This window comes from Streptantibioticus rubrisoli (genome assembly GCF_024436055.1).
Taxonomy (GTDB): Bacteria; Actinomycetota; Actinomycetes; order Streptomycetales; family Streptomycetaceae; genus Streptantibioticus_A; species Streptantibioticus_A rubrisoli.
This window is the reverse complement of record NZ_JANFNH010000045.1, coordinates 16,948-39,598: the sequence shown is the minus strand read 5'-3', so window position 1 is coordinate 39,598 and position 22,651 is coordinate 16,948. Positions and strand designations below refer to the sequence as shown.

Genomic DNA, 22,651 nt, shown 5'->3' with positions numbered 1-22,651 from the left:
ACGGCATGACCACGACCAACGGGCAGTGGTTCCCGTCGACCTGGCCGGACCAGATCCGTGCCCTCGCGGGCGGCGCGCTCACGCCCGTACCACCGCGCCGTGCCGCGACCGTCCTGCTGTTGCGGGACTCCGCGGCCGGACCGCAGGTCCACATGCTGCGCAGACGCGTCTCCATGGCCTTCGCCGGAGGCGCGTACGCGTATCCGGGCGGCGGTGTCGACCCGCGCGACGAGCGCCCCGTCGGCTGGGCCGGGCCCTCCCCGCAGATGTGGGCCGAACGGCTCGGACTGCTGCCGGACGGCGATTCCGCGGCGGCCGCCCAGGCCATCGTGTGCGCGGCGGTACGGGAGACGTTCGAGGAGTCCGGGGTGCTGCTCGCCGGGCCGGACGCCGACTCGGTCGTCGCGGACACCACGGGCGAGGACTGGGAGGCGGACCGGCAGGCGCTGGTCAGGCGTGAGTCCTCGTTCGCCGAGTTCCTGGCCCGCCGCGACCTGGTGCTCCGTTCCGACCTGCTGGGGCCCTGGGCACGCTGGATCACCCCGGAGTTCGAGGAGCGGCGCTACGACACGTGGTTCTTCCTCGCGGCGCTGCCCGAGGGTCAGCGCACCCGCGACGTCTCCGGTGAGGCCGACCGCACCGAGTGGCTGCTGCCCCGGGACGCGGCATCCGGCTACGACCGGGGCGAGTTGCTGATGATGCCGCCGACCATCGCCACGCTGCGGCCGCTGACCCGGTACGGGTCGGTCGCCGCCGCCCACGCGGACTGCGGCAGCCGCGACCTGACCCCCGTCCTGGCGCGCGCCCAACTCGACGGCGAGGAGATCGTGTTGAGCTGGCCGGGGCACGACGAGTTCACCCGACGCATACCGAGGCGGCCGTCCGAGAACGTCGCCGCGGGCGACACCCCAGGAGCCGAGTGATGACCGCCGCGATACTGCCCGGCGCCCCCCAGCCCTCCGTTGGCGGGCCCGCGACCGCGCGCGCGGTGTGCGTCCTGGCGCCGAACCCGTCCCCCATGACGCTGGACGGCACGAACACCTGGCTGGTCTCCGAGCCGGACTCGGACCTCGCGGTGGCGATCGACCCGGGGCCGCAGGACGAGGCGCATCTGCGCAACGTGCTGGCCGTCGCCGAGCGACTGGGCAAGCGCGTCGCGCTCACCCTGCTGACCCACGGCCATCCCGACCACGCCGCGGGTGCCGCCCGGTTCGCCGAGTTGACCGGTACCAACGTCCGCGCGCTGGACCCGGCGCTGCGGCTCGGCGACGAGGGCCTGGCCGCCGGTGACGTGATCACCACCGGCGGGCTGGAACTGCGGGTGGTGCCGACGCCGGGCCACACGGCGGATTCGCTCTGCTTCCAACTGTCTGCGGACCGCGCGGTGTTGACCGGAGACACCGTGCTCGGACGCGGCACGACCGTGGTTGCCTACCCCGACGGGCGTCTCGGCGACTACCTGGACTCGCTGCGCCACCTGCGGGCGCTCACCGCTGACGGCTCGGTGGAAACGATTCTGCCCGGGCACGGGCCGGTGCTGTCGGATGCGCGGGGCGCCGTCGAGTACTACCTGGCGCACCGCGCCCACCGGCTCGCCCAGGTCGAGACGGCGGTGGAACAGGGCCACACCACGCCCGCGCAGGTCGTCGCACACGTCTACGCGGACGTCGACCGCAGCCTGTGGCCCGCCGCGGAACTGTCCGTACGGGCCCAACTCGACTACCTACGCGAACACGGCCTCATCTGAGGGACCGCAGGGGGCAGGCCCGAAGCCGCGACAGTGCGGGGCCGACGCCCCAACGGACGTGCCAGGGCAGCCGCAACCGCGTGCGGGGGTGTGCGCCGGGGCGCCGGGACGCATCCCAACCGCGCACGTGACGCGCAGCCCCAAGAGCGCAGGGTCAGGGCCCGAGGCCCCAACGGATGCGGGACGTAGCCCCAACGAAGGCCGGGGCGCAGCACCAAGGAACCCAGGCCGCACCGCAAGAAAGACCGACGCGCAGCCCAACGAAGGCCGAGGCGCAGCCCCAAAGAGGCCACCACCGCACGGAGAGCCGACGCGCAGCCCAACGGGGCAGGGGCGCAGCCCCGCAGGGGGTCCGGGGGCGAAGCCCCCGGGATAACGCAACCTCAGCCACACCCCGGGGGGCGGGGGCGAAGCCCCCGCACATCAACCCCCTGAAGACCAAGCGTCAGCGCGACCGCTTGGCCAGCCGCTCGACATCCAGCAGGATCACCGCTCGCGCCTCCAGACGCAGCCAGCCGCGACCCGCGAAGTCGGCGAGCGCCTTGTTGACCGTCTCGCGCGAGGCGCCGACCAGTTGGGCCAGCTCCTCCTGCGTCAGGTCATGCACGACGTGGATTCCCTCATCGGACTGCACACCGAACCGGCGCGACAGGTCCAAGAGCGCCTTGGCCACCCGGCCGGGCACGTCGGAGAAGACCAGGTCGGACATGTTGTCGTTGGTGCGGCGCAGCCGACGGGCGACGGCGCGCAGCAGCGCGACCGAGACCTCGGGCCGGGCGTTGATCCACACCTGGAGGTCACCGTGGCCCAGGCCGAGCAGCTTGACCTCGGTCAGCGCGGTCGCGGTGGCGGTGCGCGGTCCGGGGTCGAAGAGGGACAGCTCGCCGATCATCTCGGCGGGCCCCAGCACCGCGAGCATGTTCTCCCGGCCGTCCGGCGAGGTGCGGTGCAGCTTCACCTTGCCCTCGGTGACCACGTAGAGCCGGTCGCCCGGATCGCCCTCGTGGAAGAGGGAGTCACCGCGCGCGAGGGTGACCTCCGTCATGGAGGCGCGCAGCTCAGCGGCCTGCTCATCGTCTAGCGCCGCGAACAGCGGAGCGCGCCGCAGAACGTCGTCCACGAGGTCTCTCCTTGTTGATTTCACCGACCGTGTCCAGTCCCCATAATGCCGGACGGTAAAACAGTGCTATCGATCACAAGTGTGACCTATAGTGCCGCGCCGGTGTCCTTCGGGGTCGGATTGTGCCGCGAATCGTGATGGTCAAGGGCGGATGTCGGTGCTGAGGCTTAGGCTGGCCGGGTGCCTGATACGCCAAGTGCGCGCAAGAAGCTGCAGGGTGGAGGGTCCGTACGGGGGACCCAGGACCCCGATTCCGCTGTGAGCGAACAAGCCGCCCGTACGGCCGCGCCCGGAGCCAAGGCGTCCGGAAGAGCCGCGTCCAGGAGGTCCGGCAAGGTCACGTCCAAGGCGGCCGAGGACGCCGCCGCGAAGATGGTCGCCAAGGCGACCGCCAAGAACGCGGCGAAGAAGCCCCCCACCAAGGCCACGGCCAAGACGGCGGCGGCGAAGAAGCCCCCCACCAAGCCCGCCCCCACCAAGGCGGCCCCCACCAAGGCGGCCCCCACCAAGGCGGCCCCCGCCAAGGCCACGGCCAAAACGACGGCGGCGAAGAAGCCCCCCGCCAAGGCGGCCCCCGCCAAGCCGGAGTCTCGGGTCGCGTTGGTGCGGCGTGCCCGGCGTATCAACCGCGAGCTCGCCGAGGCGTACCCGTACGCCCACCCCGAGCTGGACTTCGAGAACCCCTTCCAGCTGCTGATCGCCACCGTCCTGTCCGCGCAGACCACGGACCTGCGCGTCAACCAGACGACGCCCGCGCTGTTCGCCAAGTACCCGACGCCGGAGGCGATGGCGGCGGCCGACCCCGAGGAGCTGGAGCAGTTGCTGCGGCCGACCGGGTTCTTCCGGGCGAAGGCCAAGTCGTGCCTGGGCCTGTCGGCGGCCATCCGCGACCGCTTCGGTGGTGAGGTGCCCAACAGGCTGGAGGACCTGGTCACCCTGCCCGGGGTGGGGCGGAAGACGGCGAACGTCGTTCTGGGCAACGCGTTCGGCGTCCCTGGGATAACGGTCGACACGCACTTCGGTCGGCTGGCCCGCCGCTTCGGCTGGACGACTTCCGAGGACCCGGTGAAGATCGAGGAGGAGGTCGGCTCGCTGTTTCCCAAGAGCGAGTGGACCATGCTCTCGCACCGGTTGATCTTCCACGGCCGTCGCGTCTGCCACTCGCGCCGCCCCGCCTGCGGCGCCTGCCCGATCGCGCCGCTGTGCCCCTCGTACGGCGAGGGTGAGACGGATCCGGCCAAGGCCGCCAAGCTGCTCAAGTACGAGTTGGGCGGCGGGCCGGGACAGCGCCTCAAACCGCCGCCGGACTTCCCCGGCAAGCCCGCGCCCGCGCTGGGGGCGGAATGACGGATGCGCCGGAGGTGTCGCTGAGCGAACTGCCGGACTGGCTCGCTCCGATGGCGAAGATGGCGCCGAGCATACGGCCGGAGCAGTTGAGCCGCTTCCTGCCGCCCGCCTCGGGCGGTAGGCCCTCCGCGGTGCTGGTCCTGTTCGGCGAGGGGGAGCGCGGTCCCGAGCTGCTGTTGATGGAGCGCGCCCGGCAGTTGCGTTCGCACGCCGGGCAGCCGTCCTTCCCCGGTGGCGCCGTCGATCCGGTGGACGGCGACCCGGAAGGCGACGGTCCGCTGCGCGCCGCGCTGCGCGAGGCGCAGGAGGAGACCGGCCTTGACCCGCTCGGCGTGCAGATCTTCGGCGTCCTGCCGCGGCTGTACATCCCGGTGAGCGGTTTCGTGGTGACACCGGTGCTCGGCTGGTGGCGGGAGCCCTCTCCGGTGCGGCCGGTGGATCCGGCGGAGACCGCGCGGGTGTTCAGCGTTCCGCTGGCCGATCTGGTGGATCCGGCGAACAGGCGGACCGTCACGCATCCGAGCGGCTTCCGCGGCCCCGCGTTCCTGGTGTCGGATGTCCTGGTCTGGGGGTTCACGGCCGGATTGATCGACCGCATCCTGCACTTCTCCGGGTGGGAACAGCCGTGGGACCGCGCCAGGGAAGTCCCGCTCAGCGCCCACGCGTGAGACGGTATCCCGGTGAACGCGCTGGATATCCTGCTGCTGCTGGCCGCCGTGTGGTTCGCCGTTGTCGGCTACCGGCAGGGATTCGTGGTCGGCATCCTCTCCGTGCTCGGCTTCCTCGGTGGCGGGCTGATCGCCGTCTACGTCCTCCCGCTGGTCTGGGACCAGGCGACGGGCAACGCCCCACCGGGCACGTTCGGCGCGATCGCCGCCGTCGCCGTGGTGATCGTCTGCGCCTCCGTGGGACAGGCGTTCACCACTCATCTGGGCAACCGGCTGAGAACGCACATCACCTGGTCGCCCGCGCGGGCCGTCGACGCGACCGGCGGCGCGCTGGTGAACGTGCTGGCGATGCTGCTGGTCGCCTGGCTGATCGGCTCGGCGCTGGCCGGTACCGCGCTGCCCACCATCGGCCGTGAGGTGCGGGCCTCCAAGGTCCTCACCGGTGTGTCGCGGCTGATCCCGCAGCGCGCCGACATGTGGTTCGCGGACTTCTCCTCGGTGCTCGCCCAGAACGGCTTCCCGCAGGTCTTCACGCCGTTCTCCAGCGAGCCGATCACCTCTGTGCGTCCGCCCGACCCGAAGCTGGCCTCCAGCGCCACGGCGACCACCGCGGAGCGCAGCATCGTCAAGGTCGTTGGTACGGCGCCGAGTTGCGGCAAGGTGCTGGAGGGCTCGGGCTTCGTCTTCGCCTCGCACCGGGTGATGACCAACGCGCATGTGGTGGGCGGGGTGAAGGACCCGACGGTGCAGATCGGAGGTCAGGGCAGGCAGTACGACGCCAGGGTGGTGCTCTACGACTGGCAGCGCGACATCGCGGTACTCGACGTTCCGTCACTTGACGCGCCCGCCTTGGACTTCGTCAACCACTCGGGGCACAGCGGCGACGGCGCCATCGTCGCCGGTTTCCCGGAGAACGGCGGCTACGACGTGCGCGCCGCCCGGGTGCGGGCCCGTATCCAGGCGCACGGGCCGGACATCTACCGGCGCGGCAGCGTCAGCCGCGATGTGTACTCGCTCTACACCGAGGTGCGGCAGGGCAACTCCGGTGGCCCGCTGCTCACTCCGGACGGCAAGGTCTACGGGGTGGTCTTCGCCAAGTCACTTGACGACGACTCGACCGGGTACGCCCTGACGGCACACGAGGTGGCCCAGGACGTCACCGCGGGCCGCGGCGCGGTACGGGCGGTGGGCACGCAGGAGTGCGCCCTGTAGCCGTCTGTTTTCGGCCGCGGGTAGGGGTCGGTCTCGGGCCTGAAGGCGGTCCGGTATCTGGCGGTTGTCGGTGTTCAGGCGGTGTGCCGCCGTCAACTGCGCGCGGAATGGCGCAGCCGGGCGCCCACCCACCGGGCGCGGCGGCCCAGGATGCGTGGCAGCGGCAACAGTTGTGCCCGGTGGCGCAGCGCCGCCGTGGGCGCCGAGCGGCCCGTAGCGGTGGTGTCGCGGTGGTCGCGTGATACGTCACGGTAGTCGTGCGTCCAGCCCATACCGAGCTACGTGCCCGCGCCGCAAGGTCGGTAACCACTCCGTGCTCGCCCAATTGGTCTATGCGCCCGGCATTTGGCCGATCGTCAGAAAGTAGGACTCCAGTGGACTCTGGCGCATCACCCGTCCGGTGCGTCACCTGTCCGGTTCGGGGTCCTTCAGCCAGTTGATCAACTCGGTGGAGAACGCCACCGGGTCCTCCTCGTGCGGGAAGTGCCCGAGCCCGTCGAACAGCCGCCAGCGGTACGGCGCCTCCACGTACTCCCCGGACCCCGCCGCGCTGCGGGTGCGCAGCACCGGGTCCAGCGAGCCGTGCAGATGCAGCGTCGGCACCCGCACCGGCCGCTTCATCCGCCGGTAGAACTGCACCCCGTCCGGCCGCGCCATCGACCGCACCAGCCAGCGGTAGGGCTCGATCGAGCAGTGCGCGGTGGACGGGATCCGCATCGCCCGCTGATACGTTTCCACGGCCTCGTCGTCCGGTAGCCGCGGCCCGGACCACTCCCGGATCAGCCGTCCGACCAGCGCCGCGTCATCCGCGACCAGCTGGCGCTCGGGCAGCCAGGGCCGTTGGAAGCCCCAGATGTAGGAGCTGTCGGCGGTCTGCCGGAAGTCCGCCAGCATCGCGGAGCGCCAGCGCCGTGGATGCGGCATCGAGCAGACCGCCAGCCTGCGCACCAGCTTCGGGCGCATCACCGCGGCCGTCCAGGCCAGATAGCCGCCCAGGTCATGGCCGACGAGCGCGGCGTCCGGCTCGCCGAGCGAGCGGATCACACCGGTGACGTCCAGCGCCAGGTTGCCCGGGTCGTAACCGCGCGGGGTGCGGTCGCTGCCGCCGACGCCGCGCAGGTCCATCGCGACCGCCCGGAACCCCGCGTCGGCCAGCGCGGTGAGCTGGCGCCGCCAGGCCCACCAGAACTGCGGGAAGCCGTGCAGCAGCAAGACCAGCGGGCCGTCGCCGATCTCGGCGATATGGAACCGGGCGCCGTTGGCGGCGACGTCCCGGTGGGTCCAGGGGCCGTCGAGGCGCACACCTGTTGAGTCAGCGACCGTCATGTCCGAGAGACTGTCACATTTGGCCCGACGACGTCTGGTCGGCGGGGGAGCGGGGATGCGGCTTGACGCCCTGGAGCACGGCGGCGGTCTCCTTGGCGGAGGCGATCGACCGCTCCGGCGGCTTGACCTTCTTGAACTTCGACCGTGCGAAGACGCCCAACACCGCCGCGAGGACCAGGTACGCGGCGCCCACGATCAGGAACGACCAGGCGAGCCCCAGACCGAGGTTGTGGATGCCGTACGCGGCCGCGAAGCTCAGCACCGGCAACGCGAAGAGCGCGAAGACCCCCGCTCCGGCGATCGCGCCGCCGCCGATGCCAGCGCGCTTGGCGTCCTCCCGCAGTTCTGCCTTGGCGAGCGCGATCTCGTCGTGGACGAGTGCGGACAACTCGGCCGTGGCCGTCGCGACCAGTTGGCCGAGGCTCCGCTCATCGGTCCGTTCGACTGCGCTCATCGCGTCCTCCGTCGTATTCGGTTCGTGTCCGGTAGTGGATCGGTGCTCCGTCACGTTCGATCATGCCGGATTCATGTTGAACCATGGTCCCCGTTAGTTCCGCTGCGGGCCAGTTCTGCGAGTCTGCGGTGCTCCGCAGCCTTCGCCTCGAAGATGGCGGCCATCCGCAGGTGGTACTCGGGGTCGTCCTTCTCGTAGACGTCGGGGATGCCGTCGTGGTCGTCGTCGCGCTCCTCCTCGTCGCACAGCGCGCGGTACTTGCGGTTGCGCAGCTTCAGCAGCGCTGCCGCGACCACCGCGGAAATCAGCGAGCCGAGCAGCACCGCCGCTTTGACCTCCCCGGCGAGCACCGGACTGCCGGCGAAGGCCAGTTCGCCGATCAGCAGTGAGACGGTGAACCCGATGCCGCCCAGGCACGCGACGGCGCCCACGTCCGCCCAGGCCAGTTCCGGGTTGAGCTCCGCCCTGGTGAACCGGGCGGCGAACCAGGCACCGCCGAAGACCCCGGCCGCCTTGCCCAGGAACAGGCCGAGGACCACGCCGAGCGTCTCGGGGTTGGTGAAGACGCCCCGCATCGCGCCACCGGAGAGCGGGACCCCGGCGGCGAACAGCGCGAACAGCGGAACCGCGATCCCGGCGGAGAGCGGACGCACCACATGCTCGATGCGCTCGGCCGGAGAAACGTCTTCTCCGGCGTCCTTGGCGCAGCGCAGCATCAGTCCCATGGCCACGCCCGCGATGGTGGAGTGCACCCCGCTGACGTGCATCAGCGCCCAGATGACCAGGGCCAGCGGTACGTAGACGTACCAGCCGTGGACCCGCCTGCGCAGCAGTAGCCAGAAGACGAACAGGCCGAGCACGGCGAGGCCGAGCGCCGGAAAGTCGATCCTGGCGCTGTAGAAGACCGCGATGATCAGGATGGCGAAGAGGTCGTCCACCACCGCGAGGGTGAGCAGGAACGCCCGTAGCGCGGACGGCAGGGAGGTGCCGATCACCGCCAGCACGGCGAGTGCGAAGGCGATGTCGGTGGCCGTGGGCACCGCCCAACCGCGGATGTCGCCGCCGCCGCTCAGGCTCACCGTGGCGTACACCAGCGCGGGCAGTGCCATGCCGCACACGGCGGCGACCACCGGAAGCGCGGCGGCCGACGGGGAGCGCAGTTCACCCGCGACCAGTTCACGTTTCAGCTCGATGCCGGCCACGAAGAAGAAAACCGTGAGCAGGCCGTCCTTGGCCCAGTCGGCCACGGACAGGTTGAGGTGCAGCCCGGCCGGTCCCAACTGGAAGTCCCGCAGGGCCACATAGCCGCTATTCGCCGGGGTGTTGGCCAGGATCAGCGCCACCACGGCGGCTACCAGCAGCAGCACACCGCCGACGGTCTCGGTGCGCAGCGCGTCCGCCACGTAGTTCCGCTCGGGCAGTGGCAGGCGGCCGAGGAAGACGGAACGGCGGCGTGGCTGGGTCACGAGATGTCCTCCGGTCTGGCTCGGTGGCTGGATACGGCTGTCGCATCCGCCGACCAGACTTCCCGGCACACCCGAAAATTTTGCGCTTTCTTGACGCATCAGCCACTTTACCGCGTGACCTCGAACGGGTTGGCCGCTGATCGTTACAGTAAGTGCACGAGGGGCGCCCGGCATGTTGCCGGGCGCCCCTCATGGCGTGTGTGGTCCTTCGGCGGGCTCAGTCCTCGCTGGGCGCGGCCGGGAGCTTGGACTGGATCAGCTCCATCACGGTGCTGTCGGTGAGCGTGGTGACATCACCGAGTTGCCGGTTCTCCGCCACGTCGCGCAGCAGTCGGCGCATGATCTTGCCGGAGCGGGTCTTGGGCAGCTCCGCGACCGCCAGGATCCGCTTGGGCTTGGCGATCGGGCCCAGTTCCCTGGCGACATGGGCGCGCAGCTCCTCGATCAGGCCCTCCTCCTCGGTGGCGGAACCGCGCAGGATGACGAACGCGGCGATGGCCTGACCGGTGGTGGGGTCGGCGGCGCCGACCACCGCCGCCTCGGCCACCTTGGGGTGGGAGACCAGGGCGGACTCGACCTCGGTGGTCGAGATGTTGTGCCCGGAGACCAGCATGACGTCGTCCACCCGGCCCAGCAGCCAGATGTCGCCGTCCTCGTCCTTCTTGGCGCCGTCGCCCGCGAAGTACCGGTTCTCGAACCGCGACCAGTACGTGTCGAGGTAGCGCTGTTCATCACCCCAGATGGTGCGCAGCATCGACGGCCACGGCTCGGTGAGCACCAGGTAGCCGCCGGAGCCGTTGGGCACCTCGTTGCCCTCGTCGTCGATCACGGTGGCGGCGACGCCAGGCAACGGGTGCTGCGCGGAACCGGGCTTGGTGGTGGTGACGCCCGGCAGCGGGCTGATCATGATGGCGCCGGTCTCCGTCTGCCACCAGGTGTCCACGATGGGGGTGCGGTCGGCGCCGATGTACTTGCGGTACCAGACCCATGCCTCGGGGTTGATCGGCTCGCCCACCGAACCCAGCAGCCGCAGGCTGGACAGGTCGAACTTGGCCGGGATGTCCTCGCCCCACTTCATACAGGTGCGGATCGCGGTGGGGGCGGTGTAGAGGATCGAGACGCGGTACTTCTGGATGATCTCCCACCAGCGGCCCTGGTGCGGAGTGTCCGGGGTGCCTTCGTAGAGGACCTGGGTGGCGCCGTTGGACAGCGGTCCGTACACGATGTACGAGTGGCCGGTGACCCAGCCGACGTCCGCTGTGCACCAGAAGACGTCGGTCTCCGGCTTCAGGTCGAAGACGGCGTGCACGGTGTAGGACGTCTGGGTCAGATAGCCGCCCGTGGTGTGCAGGATGCCCTTCGGCTTTCCGGTGGTGCCGGAGGTGTACAGGATGAACAGCGGGTGCTCCGCGTCGAACGCCTGCGGGGTGTGCTGCTCCGACTGCCGTGGCACGAGGTCGTGCCACCACAGGTCGCGGCCCTCGGTCCACGCGGTCTCCTGGCCGGTGCGGCGGACGACCAGGACGTTGCGCACCTTCTCGGTGCCGGGCCGGGTCAGTGCCTCGTCCACGGCGGGCTTGAGCGCCGAGGGCTTGCCGCGCCGGTAGCCGCCGTCGGCGGTGATGACCACGCGCGCGTCGGCGTCCGCGATACGGGTGGCCAGCGCGTCGGCGGAGAAGCCGCCGAAGACCACTGAATGGGGGGCGCCGATACGGGCGCAGGCCAGCATCGCGATGACCGCCTCGGGGATCATCGGCAGGTAGATGGCTACCCGGTCGCCCGCCTTGACACCGAGTTCGATCAGCGCGTTGGCCGCTCGGCACACCTCGTCCTTCAGCTCGGCGTAGCTGACGGTGCGGCCGTCGCCGGGCTCGCCCTCGAAGTGCAGCGCGACCCGGTCGCCGTGCCCGGCCTCGACATGCCGGTCGACGCAGTTGTACGCCACGTTCAGCTTGCCGTCCGCGAACCACTTGGCGAACGGCGGGTTCGACCAGTCCAGTGTCTCGGTGGGCGCGATGTCCCAGGTCAGCCGACGGGCCTGGGTGGCCCAGAACTCCAGCCGGTCCGCCGCCGCCTTCTTGTAGGCCTCAGCGGTGACATTCGCGGCCGCCGCCAACTCCGCCGGAGGCGCGAAACGCCGCTCCTCCTTCAACAGGTTGGCCAGGCTCTCGTTGCTGCTCACGCCCATCTCCCTTTATCCGCTTGGCCGCAGGATGTCCCTGGGGGGATGCCCCATGTGTCCCTTCGCATAGCTCATCAGCCCACAAGCGCGCTGACAAGGGTTACCTGCCGGATATTGGTTTAGACCTGTGCGGTGTGTGGGCGCGCTTCGGGGCGTACGGCGTGGAAGACGCCCGACCCGCTGTCGAGCAGGTACGCCTGGGCCTCGCCGACATGGAAGTACATCCCGTACAGCTTCAGTCTTCCCTCCTCTGCATGTCGTGCCACGCAACTGTGCGCGATCAGGTGATCCAACTGCTGTGTGATGTTGACGAGGCAGAGCCGTTCCACCTCGTCGGCCACCGCCCGGTCGGCGAGCGGTTCATACCGGACCGACGTGAGGCGGTCCAGGCTCGGCCGCCCGTGCCGCAGCCAGCGGGCCAACGGGGTCTGCGCGCTGGCTGGTTGGTCGGCCTCTGCTGCCGCCCCGGTGGTGGCCGATGCGAGCAGCGCCTGCATCGCTCCGCAGCCGGAGTGGCCGCAGACCGTGATGGAGTCGACCCGTAGCACCTCCACGGCGTACTCGATGGCGGCGGCCACCGAGTCGCACGCTCCCTCGGCGCCTGGCGGTGGGACCAGGTTGCCGACGTTGCGCACGGTGAACAGGTCCCCGGGGCCGCTTGCGGTGATCATGCTGGTGACCAGGCGGGAGTCCGCGCAGGTCAGGAAGGTGTGGGTGGGGCGCTGCCCTTCACGGGCGAGCCGGGCCAGCTCGTCCCGCACCAGCGGTGCCGTGTGGCTCTGGAACGCCCTTACGCCGCCGAGGAGTTGACTCCTTCCATGCGGGGCGGACCGTGGATGAGTGCAGCGGTGGTGGTGCCAGGGCGTCCAGGGGGAGTAGGCGTGCGGTTCGGGCATCTGGGTCTCCAGCGGGCCGGCAGAGCGTCGGTCGCGGAGTGTGTGACTCCGTTATTTCAAGGATCGGTAAATGGAGAGTAATGGACGCTCAACGCCCCTGGGAAGGGCGAACAGGCCGGACCGACCGTATTTGCCCCTATCGGGTGAAGTGGGTCGGGAGTCCTTGAAAAGGCGCCCGCGATATGGCTAGTCGATTGCTTCGCGGGCGCCCCTCCGCCTCAGGTGCCGCCAGCCACCCCGGCGTACTCCGGCAGCGGCCGCGCGGCGAGCGCGTCCTCGCTCAGCACGAAGGACGGATCGACCTGCGCGGCGAGGTCGGCGCCGGTCTTCTCGTTGCCCCAACTCTCCGCGTTCTTCAGGTGGAACTGCACCATCTGACGGGTGTACCGCTGCCAGTCCCGCCGCTCGTAGGAGGCGTCCGCGACCTCGTGAAGCGCCTGCAGCGCCTGGCGGTTGGGCGGCTCCAGCAGCTCGAACCGCGGTGGGCGGCCCTTCTCCATCGCGCGCACCCAGTCGGAGTGGCCGACGGTGGTGAACAGGTCGTCACCCACCTCGTCGCGCAGGAAAGAGATGTCGTCCTGGCTTTGCACCTTGTTGCCCACCACGCGCAGGTTCACTTCAAAGTCCCGTGCGTACTCCTTGTACTGGCGGTACACGGCGACCCCCTTGCGGGTCGGCTCGGCCACCAGGAACGTCATGTCGAAGCGGGTGAACATGCCCGAGGCGAAGGAGTCGCTGCCCGCCGTCATGTCGACCACGACGTACTCGTCGCGCCCGTCCACCAGGTGGTTCAGGCAGAGTTCGACCGCGCCGACCTTTGAGTGGTAGCAGGCGACGCCCAGGTCCGACTCGTTGAACGGGCCGGTCGCCATCAACCGCACCGTACCGCCGTCGAGTTCCACGGTCCGGGCGCACGCCGCGTAGACCGGGTTCTCCGCTGTCACCCGCAACAGCCGTGAGCCGTGCCCGGGCGGGGTGGTCTTGATCATGGTCTCGGCCGAGGCGATCCGCGGATTGGCGCCCCGCAGGTACTCCTTGATCTCCGGCAGATGGGCGCCCAGCGCCGGTAGCGCGGCGGCCTCCGCTTCGTCCAGGCCCAGGGCCGGGCCGAGGTGCTGGTTGATGTCCGCGTCCACCGCGATGACCGGGAGCCCGGCGGCGGCGAGGTGTCGGATGAACAGGGAGGAGAGCGTGGTCTTGCCGCTCCCGCCCTTTCCAACGAAAGCGATCTTCATGTTCAACAAGATAGTGGTCGGTCCGCTCACCGCCCCTCACTGAAGTGAAGAACACCACTCCAACGAGGGGTACGCGGCCATGGGTGCGTAGGGTCGTATCCATGACTGCGTTCTCCCGGGGGGCGGCCCCCGAATCCCCGGCGTCCTCCGATCCGCTTGCCGTACTGGGCACGTTGCCCGGGGTGGCCGACTCGGTGGACTCGGTGCGCCAGGCCGTGGACCGGGTCTACGGGCACCGGGTGATGCGCCGCCGCTCGAACGAGATCACCTCGGAGGCGGCACTGCGCGGAGCGCGGGCTTCCGCCGCGTTGTCCGGGGCCGACTGGCCGTTGGAAGAGGTGCGTCGACGCAGCGACTTCGGGGCCGACGAGCAGGCCCGCATGGTGGGCGCGGCGCTGCGGTTGACCGCCGAGTCCGGTCAACTCCTCAGTGTCTGGCGGCAGTCACCGCTGCAGGCGCTGGCGCGGCTGCACCTGGTCGCGGCGGGCGGTGTGGCACCGGACGACACCGTGGGGCGGCCGCGCCGGGCGGGTGAGTCGGTGGCCGATGAGCAGTGGGCCGAACTGCCGCTCCCCGATGCGGCGGAGGTCGCGGCGCGGCTGGAAGGGCTGGCCGGGCTATTGCTGGCCGGAAGCTCGGCGCCCGCGCTGGTGGTCGCCGCCGTGGTGCACGGCGAGCTGCTGGCGCTGCGCCCGTTCGGCTCCTTCAACGGCCCGGTGGCGCGGGCGGCACAGCGCATCGTCCTGGTGGGCAGCGGGCTCGACCCGAAGTCGATCTGCCCGGCGGAGGTGGGCCACGCGGAACTCGGCCGCGCCGAGTACCTCAAGGCTCTGGAGGGGTACATGTCAGGGACGCCGCAGGGCATGGCCCAGTGGATCGCGCACTGCGCGGAGGCGGTACGGCTCGGGGTGCGGGAAAGCACCGCTGTGTGCGAGGCGCTCCAACGCGGAGCGGCCTGAGGGGCGCCTCCGGCGGGGGCGTTGCGGCGGGCTTCGCGGCGGGGGGTTCGGGGGGGGGGCGCGGCGGGGGGTGTTGTGGCGTGGGGTTCGCGGGTTCGTGGCGGGGTTTGGCGGGTCGGGGCGCGCCCGGGTGGGGGCTCGTGTCGGGGCGGGGCAGTGGCTTCGCGGGGGCTACGGCTACGGGCGCACGCCACCGTCACCGCTATGACCCGCTGGCGGACGTCGCCGTTCGGGCGGCGCACGCACCCGCTTCGGCCGCAGGCGCTGCGCGACCCGGCCGATCCGCCGCACGGCAATCACGCGCGGCCGAAGGCCGGGTTGCGGCGCCGCTCGCGGTACGTGCGGGCAAAAATGTGCGGTGGCACCCGCAGGTGCCACCGCTGGCACGTCCGCCGGGTGACCATGCGTGCACTCTCTTGGCCCATCAGGTCGGGAACTTCGCCCGTCACCTGGTGCTGCTGGCCCGGTCAGCGGGCTGGCTTCGCGTGGGTGCCCGACGTGCGTGCTTCGGTCCGTGGGGCCTGATACAACGGGGTTCCTCTCGGATATCCGTGGTCTCGCGGGCCGTCAATTCCTTTCTACTCCGCGCCACCAGCAAGCGGAACCCCTGGCCGCAGTTCTTTTACTTTTAGCCTCAATCAACAACTAATGGCGCGTCTTAGGACATTACTGGTCGACGGCGACGCGACGCGTACCAGACGAGACCCGCCGTGGCGACGGCTGCCACCGCGGCGGCCGCCGCGAGCACCGGACGGCTCGGCATCGACGGAATGCGCTGACGCAGCCGAACCGGTCGGCTGAACGTCAGCACCGGCCATTCCCGCGCGATCGCCTCGCGGCGCAGCGCACGGTCCGGGTTGACCGCGTACGGATGTCCCACCGACTCCAGCATCGGAATGTCGGTCGCCGAGTCGCTGTACGCGTAGCAGCGGGAGAGGTCGTATCCCTCGTTCTCGGCCAGCTCGGCGATCGCCTTCGCCTTCGTGTCGGCGTAGGCGTAGTACTCGATCTCCCCGGTGTAGCGGCCGTCCTCGACCACCATCCGGGTGGCGACCACGTGATCAGCCCCGAGGATCGCGCCGATCGGCTCCACGACCTCGGCGCCCGAGGTGCTGACGATGACCACGTCGCGACCGGCGGCGTGGTGCTCCTCGATCAGTGAGGCGGCCTCGTCGTAGATCAGCGGATCGATCAGGTCGTGCAGGGTCTCCGCGACGATCTCCCGGACCTGCTGGACGTTCCAGCCCCGGCAGAGCGCCGACAGATACTCCCGCATGCGTTCCATTTGATCGTGGTCAGCACCGCCGAGTAGATAGACGAACTGGGCATAAGCAGTGCGCAGCACGGCCCGGCGGTTGATCAGTCCGCCTTGATAGAAGGACTTGCTGAAGGCCAGAGTGCTCGACTTCGCGATGACCGTCTTGTCGAGGTCGAAGAAGGCGGCTGTTCGCGGCAAGGAGTGGTTTTCCACGGAGACGAGCATAGGCACCCACCATTCGGCGTAAGCTCAGGCGCGTGGGTTTGCCTGAGAAGGCCTTCGGGTACACCATGGAAGTCACGGATCGTTCGCGACCGTGCTAACCCGGTCCGGCTCCTCCCCCCCCGAGTCGGCCGTGGGGACGACCCCCGCTCTCCCCCCCGGCGGGGGTCGTCGCATGTCCGGACACATTTCGTACCCCGTGGCCGGTTGTGCCGCCATCTTTTTCATGATCATTTCCTTGCCCCTTCCCGCTTGGTGACACGTACGACGCGTGACCGTACGTAATCGTTGCGCTATCGCCGAGAAGTCACCCGTGTGAGTGGCGGAGTTATCCACAACCGTCGAGTTATCCCCTGTTTTTGACCAAGATCCACTCGATTCCTGGTCTTCCTCCACCGTGAAGAACCGCGAGGCAAGAAGGCCCGCGAGGTACGCGGTATCAGCGAGGGAAGTGAGGGGGCCATGACCGAATCCATCTCACCGGGCACTCCAGAACGGCCCGGCAGGAACGGACGGACTGGACAGCCGGGCCAAACGGCGAACGAAATGCACTCCGGCCCCGAGGGCTCCCAGAGCCAGCCCCGGGAGACGTGGCGGTTGGAAGGGAGGCCAGAGCGACCGGGGTGGGATGCGGTGCCGAGCGGCCTGGGCGGCGCTCTGGAGGGGCCGGGTTCGGGTGCGGTGCTGCGCGGTCGGGTTGGCGGGCCGGACGATCCTGGTTCCGGTGCGGTGCCGTCGTGGGCACGGCGTGTGGATGCCGCTGGCCCCGTCGCGAGGCCGAAGGAGCCGGACGTGGGGGCGGTGCCGGGTGGCTCGTTCCGCGAAACGGGGGGCCTGAGTGGGGAGTTGGGCCCCAGCGTTGGGTCGCGTGGGCGGGGCGCTGAGTTCGGTGGACCGGGTGCCGGGCCGGAGGCTCTGGGTTCCGCTGGAGCACGGCCCAGGTGGGGCTGGGAGGTAGGGGAGCCGGAGGAGGCCCGCTCGGGCAAGGTGTCGCGTGGCTGGTTCCGTGCCGACGCGGGCCCGGGCGGGGCGGCGGACCGGGGCACGGATCCGGCACCCGGTGGGGGCAGGGACGCGGCCGGAGGGCAGGAAGGCTGGGGCACAGTACGTGGCCCAGGCCGGGGAGACGGAGTGTCGGCCGAGGAGCCGGGCCTGGCGACCCGCGGCCAGCTGGGCACGGGCCCAGCCGGGCGCTCAGCGAACGTGGATTCGGCACCGGTGCCATGTGGCCGCGGTCCAGCAGACGGAGGCCCGGGCGGCGAAGTGGAGGACGGGGGCTTTGATCCGGGGTCGCGCGACCGAGTCCCGGGAGACGGAAGCTCGGCTGCGGCCACGCAGGCCTCGGGTCTGACATCGGGCGGCCTTGGCCAAGGAGACGCAGCCCCGAGCGGCGAGCTGCCGGTGCCGGGTCCGGGCGCCGCACCGCAGGGCCGGGGCAGCGGTGGCCGGGACCCGGGGCCTGACGGCGCGCGGGAGCCGGAGGCGGAACCGGCGGCGGAGGAGCGCCGAAACCGGGGCGTCCGGATCGGCCGCGCCGGGGCGGAACCTCGGCCGAGCCGCATCCCCCGGGCTCCCAGAGCAGGCGTCCCCCTGATCGTCACCGAGGACGAGGACCTGCTGGACGACCTGCTGAGGCTGTGCGCCGCCGCGGGAGTGGAGCCGGTGGTCAGCTACGGCCCGCCGACCAGCCCGGGCAGTTGGGAGGCAGCGCCGTTGGTCCTGGTCGGCGACGACCGCTCGGCGGCCCTGAGGGGCGTGCAGCGCCGTTCCGGCGTCCTGCTGATCGGACGCGACCTCGATGACCAGGACGTGTGGCGCCGCGCCGTGGGCATCGGCGCCGACCATGTGCTGTTCCTGCCCGACGCCGAGGCCTGGCTTGTCGACCGGATCGCCGACGCCGCGGAGGGCGTCGGGGAACCGGCACTGACCATCGGCGTGGTCGGTGGCAGAGGCGGCGCCGGGGCCAGCACCCTGGCCTGCGCGCTCGCCGTCACCGCGGCGCGCGGTGGCCGCCGCACGATGCTGATCGACGGCGATCCACTCGGCGGCGGACTGGACGTACTGCTTGGCGGCGAGCGCTCCGCGGGCCTGCGCTGGCCCGACCTCGCCGAGTCCCAGGGCCGGGTCAGCAGCGGCGCGTTGGAGGAGTCCCTGCCCCGACTGCACGATCTCAGTGTCCTGAGTTGGGACCGTGGCGATTCCGTGGTCATCACTCCGGAGGCGATGCGCTCGGTCCTTGGTGCCGCCCGGCGGCGCGGTGGGGTGGTCGTGGTGGACCTACCGCGCCGGGTGGACGACAGCGTGGTAGAGGCGCTGTCCCAGACCGACATCGGACTGCTCGTCGTCCCCGCCGAGTTGCGGGCCGTCGCGGCGGCGGACCGGGTGGCGTCCAGAATCGGCATGATCCTGCCCGACCTGCGGGTGGTGGCCCGCGGCCCCTACCCCTCCGGCCTTGACGACCATGAGATCGCCCGGCTGCTGGGGCTGCGGCTGGCTGGTGAACTGCCGCCGGAGAACGGCCTGTTGGAGGCCGTCAACGGTGGCAAACCACCCGGCGGCAACGGCCGCGGACCGCTCGCCAGGTTCTGTACGGCGTTCCTCGCCGAGGCACTGCCCAGCGGCGGGAGTGTTGCCGTATGAACGCCGTCGACACCCGGCGCCAGCGCACTGGCCCCGCCGACCGTGCGGCGCTGCTCGACGCGGTACGGCTCACGCTGGCCGAGACCGGGAGCGAGCCCACCGCGTCGGCGGTCGCCGCCGCGCTGCGCGCCCAAGGGCGGCTGCTCGGCGACACCGCCGTGCTCGGCGTGGTCAGGGCACTGCGCTCGGAGATGGTCGGAGCCGGGTTGCTTGAGCCGCTGCTGGCTGAACCCGGGGTGACCGACGTCCTGGTCAACGGACCGGACGAGGTGTGGGTGGACCGCGGCTCGGGCCTGGAGCGGACCGGTATCCGCTTCCGCGACGCCGCGGCCGTCCGCAAGCTCGCACAGCGTCTGGCGACGGCCGCTGGCCGCCGCCTGGATGACGCCCGCCCCTGGGTCGACGCCCGGCTTCCGGACGGCACCCGGCTGCACGCGGTGCTGCCACCCGTCGCGATCGGCGCGCCGTGCCTGTCCCTGCGGGTGGTGCGGACCCGGGCCTTCACCCTTGCCGAACTGGTCGAGGCGGGCAGCGTGGACGGTGAGGTGGCGCGGCTGCTGCGGGCGGTGGTCGACGCTCGGTTGTCGTTTCTGGTCAGTGGTGGGACGGGTTGCGGCAAGACAACGCTGCTGAGCACGCTACTCGGACTGGTCGGCGCAGGCGAACGGATCGTGCTCGCCGAGGACTCGGCGGAACTGCGCCCCGAACACCCGCATGTGGTGCGGCTGGAGACCCGGCCCGCCAATCAAGAGGGCGTCGGCACCGTGACGTTGCGGGACCTCGTCCGGCAGGCGCTGCGGATGCGCCCCGACCGCCTGGTGGTCGGCGAGGTGCGCGGTCCCGAGGTGCTGGACCTGCTCGCCGCGCTCAACACCGGACATGAGGGCGGCTGCGGCACCGTGCACGCCAACGCGGCCTGCGATGTGCCCGCGAGGCTGGAGGCGCTGGGGTCGACGGCCGGGTTGGGGCGTGCGGCGCTGCACAGCCAACTCGCCGCCGCGCTCTCGGTCGTCGTCCATCTGGCCAGGGACCGCTCGGGGCGGCGCCGGGTCGCCGAGATCCATGTGCTGGAGCGGGACGGCGGCGGTCTGGTCAGCACTGTTCCGGCCGTGGTGCGGGACGCCGACGGGCGCTACGGGCGAGAGCGCGGTTGGCCACGGTTGGCCGCGCTGTGCGAGCGAGGTGCCCTATGAGGGACGCGGAACTGCTCACGGTGTGGTGTGCGGCGGTCTGCGCGGCTGGCGCGGTGTGGCGGCTGCACCGGCAGGACGAGGCGGTGCGCAGGGCACGGCTGATGCTCGCGGGCGGCGGTCGGGCCGAGGCGGTTCCCCAAGTCGGGCCGCGCTGGAGGGCGTTGTGCGATCGGGCGCGGGAGGCGCTGCGGCGGGGCAGGGCGCGCGCCGAGCACCGGTTGGGGTTCCGGTTCGGCCACGAGGTGTGGTGCCCGGTGGCCGGGACGGTGCTGGCGCTGCTCGCCCACTCGCCGGTCCCGGCGCTGGTCGCAGCGCTCGCCACCCCGTACGTCCGCCGCGTGCTGCGGGTCCGTGCCCGGCGGCGCACGGCCGAGCGGTGGCAGGAGGTGGTGGTCGGTCTGTGTGTGACGGTCGCCGGAGACCTGCGCGCGGGCCGACCGCCGGACGCCGCGCTGGTCGAGGCCGTGGAAGGGCTGCGCGGTCCGGACGGCCCCGACGGAGCGGAGGGCGTGACGCCCGTGCTGGCTGCGGCCCGTTTCGGCGGGGACGTGCCGGGCGCGCTGCGGCAGGCGGCCGCCAGACCGGGTGCGCAGGGGCTGGCCGGTGTCGCCGCGTGCTGGGAGGTGTCGGTGGACGGCGGCGCCGGTCTCGCCGACGGCCTTGACCGGGTGGCCGCCGCGCTACGGGCCGAGCGGGACCAACGCGAGGATCTGCGCGCTCAGTTGGCGGGGCCGCGCTCGACCGCGGTGATGCTCGCTCTGCTGCCGGTCTTCGGGGTGGTGCTGGGCGCAACCCTCGGCGCTGATCCGCTGCGGGTGCTGCTGCGCACCCCCACCGGGCTCGGCTGCCTGCTGGTCGGCGGTGCGTTGGAGTGGGCCGGACTGGCATGGACCGCCCGCATCGTCGGCGCCGCACAGGAGGCGACATGAGCGGAAACGCTGTCCACAGGCTGGGGATGACGGGGGTGCTCTTGGTGGCCGCCCTGTGCACCGTCGTGGCACTGGTGTCGGCGCACCGCCAGCGGACCGCCAGACGGCGCCGCGAGTGGCTGCTGGGCATCGAGCCCGCCCGGCCGGACCGCTGGCCCGGTCTGCGCCTGGCCGCCCGGCGCGAGCTTCGCGAGTGGGCGCCGCCGGTGGCCGCCGGGATAGTGCTCACGGCCCTGGTGGGCGGCCCGGCCGGGGGCGTGGCCGGACTCGCCGGGGCGTACGGCATACGCCGCTGGCAGCGAAGGCCCAGACCATCAACCCGCCACGAGGGATCCGGTACGAGCCGCCAACTCCCGCTCGCCGCCGACCTGCTGGCCGCCTGCCTGATGGCGGGCGCCGCCCCCGCGGACGCCGCCGACGTCGTGGGCCGCACCCTCGACGGGCAGTTGGGCGGTGCGTTGCGCAGGGTCGCTGCGGAACTGCGGCTCGGCGCGGATCCGGTCCAGTGCTGGACCCGGCTGGGAACGCTGCCCGGAACGGCCGGACTTGGCCGCTGGATGGCGCGTGCCGCCACCACCGGGGTGCCGCCGGTCGCCGCCGTCTCCCGGCTCGCCACCGAGTACCGCGCCGAACGGGCCCGCTCAGCCAACGGCAGGGCGCGCCGCGCTGGAGTGCTGGCGACCGCACCGCTGGGGCTGTGCTTCCTTCCGGCCTTCCTGGTGGTCGGTGTGGTGCCGGTGGTGATCGGGCTGGCGCAGGCGATGACACGGGCGAGGTGAGGCACTGGAACACGGAGATGTCGGTGAGGAAGACAACTCGCCATCCGCACAGAACACATAAGCCATACGCGACACAACGCACCTCAGGAGGAAAGATGTTCGCAACGCGACACGCACCGGAGAACGCAGGCGTCAGCCGAGGGCTGCGCGGCCGATGGCGCGCCGTGCGTGCGGCCGCCACCGACGCCGGAATGAGCACCGCGGAGTACGCGGTGGGAACGCTGGCGGCCTGTGCCTTCGCGGCCGTGCTGTACAAGGTCGTCACCAGTGGCGAGGTGAGTTCGGCGCTCAGCGGGATGATCAAGAGGGCACTCGATGTCTCCTTCTGAGCGGGGCTCTCCGGACGGCGGCTATGTGACCGCCGAGGCGGCGGTGGTCGTCCCGGTGCTGGTGATGGTCACCGCGATGCTGCTGTGGGGCCTGATGACGGCGGTCGCGCAGATCCGCTGCGTGGACGCCGCGAGAGCCGGGGCACGGGCCGCCGCACGGTCCGAGCCGCGGACCGTCGCGCTGGCCGCGGCGGCGGCAGCCGCACCCCATGGGGCGGTCGTCGACCTACGGCGCGAGGGCGACCTGGTGCGGGTGTGGGTGACCGCACGGTCGCTGGGGCCGGGACGGCTGGCCGGGATGCTGTCGGCGACGGTCCACGCCGAGGCGGCGGCACTGGCAGAGGAGACGGTCCGATGAGCCGGGACCGGGGGTCGGCCACCATCTGGGCGCTGGTGCTCATCGGAGCGCTGTGCACGGTCTTCGCCGCCCTGCTCGCACTTGGCCAGGCGGTCGTGGTGCGCCACCGGGCGGGCGGGGCCGCCGACCTGGCGGCACTCGCCGCGGCGGACCACGCGCTGGACGGTCAACGGTCGGCGTGCCGGTGCGCGGAGCGGGTCGCCCATGCGCAGGGCGCGCGGCTGGTGTCCTGCTCGGTGCGGGGCGAGGTGGCCGACGTGGTGGCGGAGGTGTCGGGCGGCGGGCGACTGCTGCTGATGGGGCCGGCCCGGGTGCGGGCTCGTGCGGGGCC

The 22,651-nt window shown here is 71.5% G+C and carries 20 protein-coding genes and 1 pseudogene; 13 read left to right on the top strand and 8 right to left on the bottom strand.

Annotation, left to right across the window (positions count from 1 at the left end; translation table 11 throughout):
* Positions 1–5 precede the first annotated feature (5 nt).
* Positions 6–923, top strand: a complete 918-nt coding sequence (locus NON19_RS27180) for an NUDIX hydrolase (protein WP_255931746.1) — start codon at positions 6–8, stop codon at positions 921–923.
* Positions 923–1,747: an MBL fold metallo-hydrolase gene (locus tag NON19_RS27175; protein ID WP_303654389.1), complete on the top strand. Its 825-nt coding sequence runs from the start codon at positions 923–925 to the stop codon at positions 1,745–1,747. The genes NON19_RS27180 and NON19_RS27175 overlap by 1 nt, the downstream gene beginning before the upstream one ends.
* A gap of 445 nt (positions 1,748–2,192) precedes the next feature.
* On the opposite strand, the gene NON19_RS27170 is transcribed toward NON19_RS27175, so the two are convergent.
* On the bottom strand, positions 2,193–2,867 hold the full coding sequence (locus NON19_RS27170) for a Crp/Fnr family transcriptional regulator (protein ID WP_255931744.1): 675 nt from the start codon (positions 2,865–2,867) through the stop codon (positions 2,193–2,195).
* A gap of 372 nt (positions 2,868–3,239) precedes the next feature.
* Here NON19_RS27170 and nth point away from each other — a divergent pair, with 372 nt between their 5' ends.
* Genes nth through NON19_RS27155 form a run of 3 tightly spaced genes read left to right on the top strand, consistent with a single transcriptional unit; the run spans position 3,240 to position 6,094 of the window.
* Entirely contained in the window at positions 3,240–4,214 is a 975-nt protein-coding gene (nth, locus tag NON19_RS27165; RefSeq protein WP_255931766.1) for an endonuclease III, read from the top strand.
* Positions 4,211–4,882 carry an NUDIX hydrolase gene (locus NON19_RS27160; RefSeq protein ID WP_255931743.1) on the top strand — a complete coding sequence of 224 codons (672 nt, stop codon included), beginning with the start codon at positions 4,211–4,213 and terminating at the stop codon, positions 4,880–4,882. The genes nth and NON19_RS27160 overlap by 4 nt, the downstream gene beginning before the upstream one ends.
* Before the next feature lie 12 nt (positions 4,883–4,894).
* Positions 4,895–6,094, top strand: a complete 1,200-nt coding sequence (locus NON19_RS27155) for a MarP family serine protease (RefSeq protein WP_255931742.1) — start codon at positions 4,895–4,897, stop codon at positions 6,092–6,094.
* 405 nt (positions 6,095–6,499) lie between these two features.
* On the opposite strand, the gene NON19_RS27145 is transcribed toward NON19_RS27155, so the two are convergent.
* The 6 genes from NON19_RS27145 to NON19_RS27120 form a co-directional block, all read right to left on the bottom strand.
* Positions 6,500–7,420 carry an alpha/beta fold hydrolase gene (locus NON19_RS27145; protein WP_255931740.1) on the bottom strand — a complete coding sequence of 307 codons (921 nt, stop codon included), beginning with the start codon at positions 7,418–7,420 and terminating at the stop codon, positions 6,500–6,502.
* A gap of 13 nt (positions 7,421–7,433) precedes the next feature.
* Positions 7,434–7,874 carry a phage holin family protein gene (locus NON19_RS27140; RefSeq protein WP_255931739.1) on the bottom strand — a complete coding sequence of 147 codons (441 nt, stop codon included), beginning with the start codon at positions 7,872–7,874 and terminating at the stop codon, positions 7,434–7,436.
* Positions 7,875–7,945: 71 nt separating this feature from the next.
* Positions 7,946–9,340, bottom strand: a complete 1,395-nt coding sequence (nhaA, locus tag NON19_RS27135) for a Na+/H+ antiporter NhaA (protein WP_255931738.1) — start codon at positions 9,338–9,340, stop codon at positions 7,946–7,948.
* 217 nt (positions 9,341–9,557) lie between these two features.
* The gene (gene acs, locus NON19_RS27130) at positions 9,558–11,528 is read right to left on the bottom strand and encodes an acetate--CoA ligase (RefSeq protein ID WP_255931737.1); all 1,971 of its coding nucleotides are present in this window, start codon (positions 11,526–11,528) and stop codon (positions 9,558–9,560) included.
* 113 nt (positions 11,529–11,641) lie between these two features.
* On the bottom strand, positions 11,642–12,418 hold the full coding sequence (locus NON19_RS27125; RefSeq protein WP_308213741.1) for a carbonic anhydrase: 777 nt from the start codon (positions 12,416–12,418) through the stop codon (positions 11,642–11,644).
* A 218-nt stretch (positions 12,419–12,636) separates the two neighbouring features.
* A complete protein-coding gene (locus NON19_RS27120) occupies positions 12,637–13,653 on the bottom strand; it encodes an ATP-binding protein (RefSeq protein WP_255931736.1) in 1,017 nt (338 codons plus the stop codon).
* A 101-nt stretch (positions 13,654–13,754) separates the two neighbouring features.
* Between NON19_RS27120 and NON19_RS27115 the strand changes: the two genes are divergently transcribed.
* The gene (locus tag NON19_RS27115) at positions 13,755–14,612 is read left to right on the top strand and encodes a Fic family protein (RefSeq protein ID WP_255931735.1); all 858 of its coding nucleotides are present in this window, start codon (positions 13,755–13,757) and stop codon (positions 14,610–14,612) included.
* A 658-nt stretch (positions 14,613–15,270) separates the two neighbouring features.
* Here NON19_RS27115 and NON19_RS27110 read toward each other — a convergent pair.
* Complete coding sequence (locus NON19_RS27110) at positions 15,271–16,095, bottom strand: HAD family hydrolase (RefSeq protein ID WP_255931734.1); 825 nt, start codon at positions 16,093–16,095, stop codon at positions 15,271–15,273.
* 1,557 nt (positions 16,096–17,652) lie between these two features.
* On the opposite strand from NON19_RS27110, the gene ssd reads away from it, so the two are divergent.
* From ssd to NON19_RS27075, 7 genes and pseudogenes are all read left to right on the top strand, one after another.
* The gene (ssd, locus tag NON19_RS27105) at positions 17,653–18,732 is read left to right on the top strand and encodes a septum site-determining protein Ssd (protein WP_255931765.1); all 1,080 of its coding nucleotides are present in this window, start codon (positions 17,653–17,655) and stop codon (positions 18,730–18,732) included.
* The gene (locus NON19_RS27100) at positions 18,729–19,925 is read left to right on the top strand and encodes a TadA family conjugal transfer-associated ATPase (RefSeq protein ID WP_255931733.1); all 1,197 of its coding nucleotides are present in this window, start codon (positions 18,729–18,731) and stop codon (positions 19,923–19,925) included. Before ssd ends, NON19_RS27100 begins: the two co-directional genes overlap by 4 nt.
* On the top strand, positions 19,922–20,854 hold the full coding sequence (locus tag NON19_RS27095) for a type II secretion system F family protein (RefSeq protein ID WP_255931732.1): 933 nt from the start codon (positions 19,922–19,924) through the stop codon (positions 20,852–20,854). The genes NON19_RS27100 and NON19_RS27095 overlap by 4 nt, the downstream gene beginning before the upstream one ends.
* Entirely contained in the window at positions 20,851–21,633 is a 783-nt protein-coding gene (locus tag NON19_RS27090) for a type II secretion system F family protein (protein WP_255931731.1), read from the top strand. The genes NON19_RS27095 and NON19_RS27090 overlap by 4 nt, the downstream gene beginning before the upstream one ends.
* Before the next feature lie 95 nt (positions 21,634–21,728).
* The gene (locus NON19_RS27085) at positions 21,729–21,962 is read left to right on the top strand and encodes a DUF4244 domain-containing protein (protein ID WP_255931730.1); all 234 of its coding nucleotides are present in this window, start codon (positions 21,729–21,731) and stop codon (positions 21,960–21,962) included.
* Entirely contained in the window at positions 21,949–22,320 is a 372-nt protein-coding gene (locus tag NON19_RS27080) for a TadE family type IV pilus minor pilin (protein ID WP_255931729.1), read from the top strand. The genes NON19_RS27085 and NON19_RS27080 overlap by 14 nt, the downstream gene beginning before the upstream one ends.
* A pseudogene (locus NON19_RS27075) lies at positions 22,317–22,592 on the top strand (Rv3654c family TadE-like protein); the annotation flags it as partial. The gene NON19_RS27080 and the pseudogene NON19_RS27075, both read left to right, overlap by 4 nt.
* Positions 22,593–22,651 lie beyond the last annotated feature (59 nt).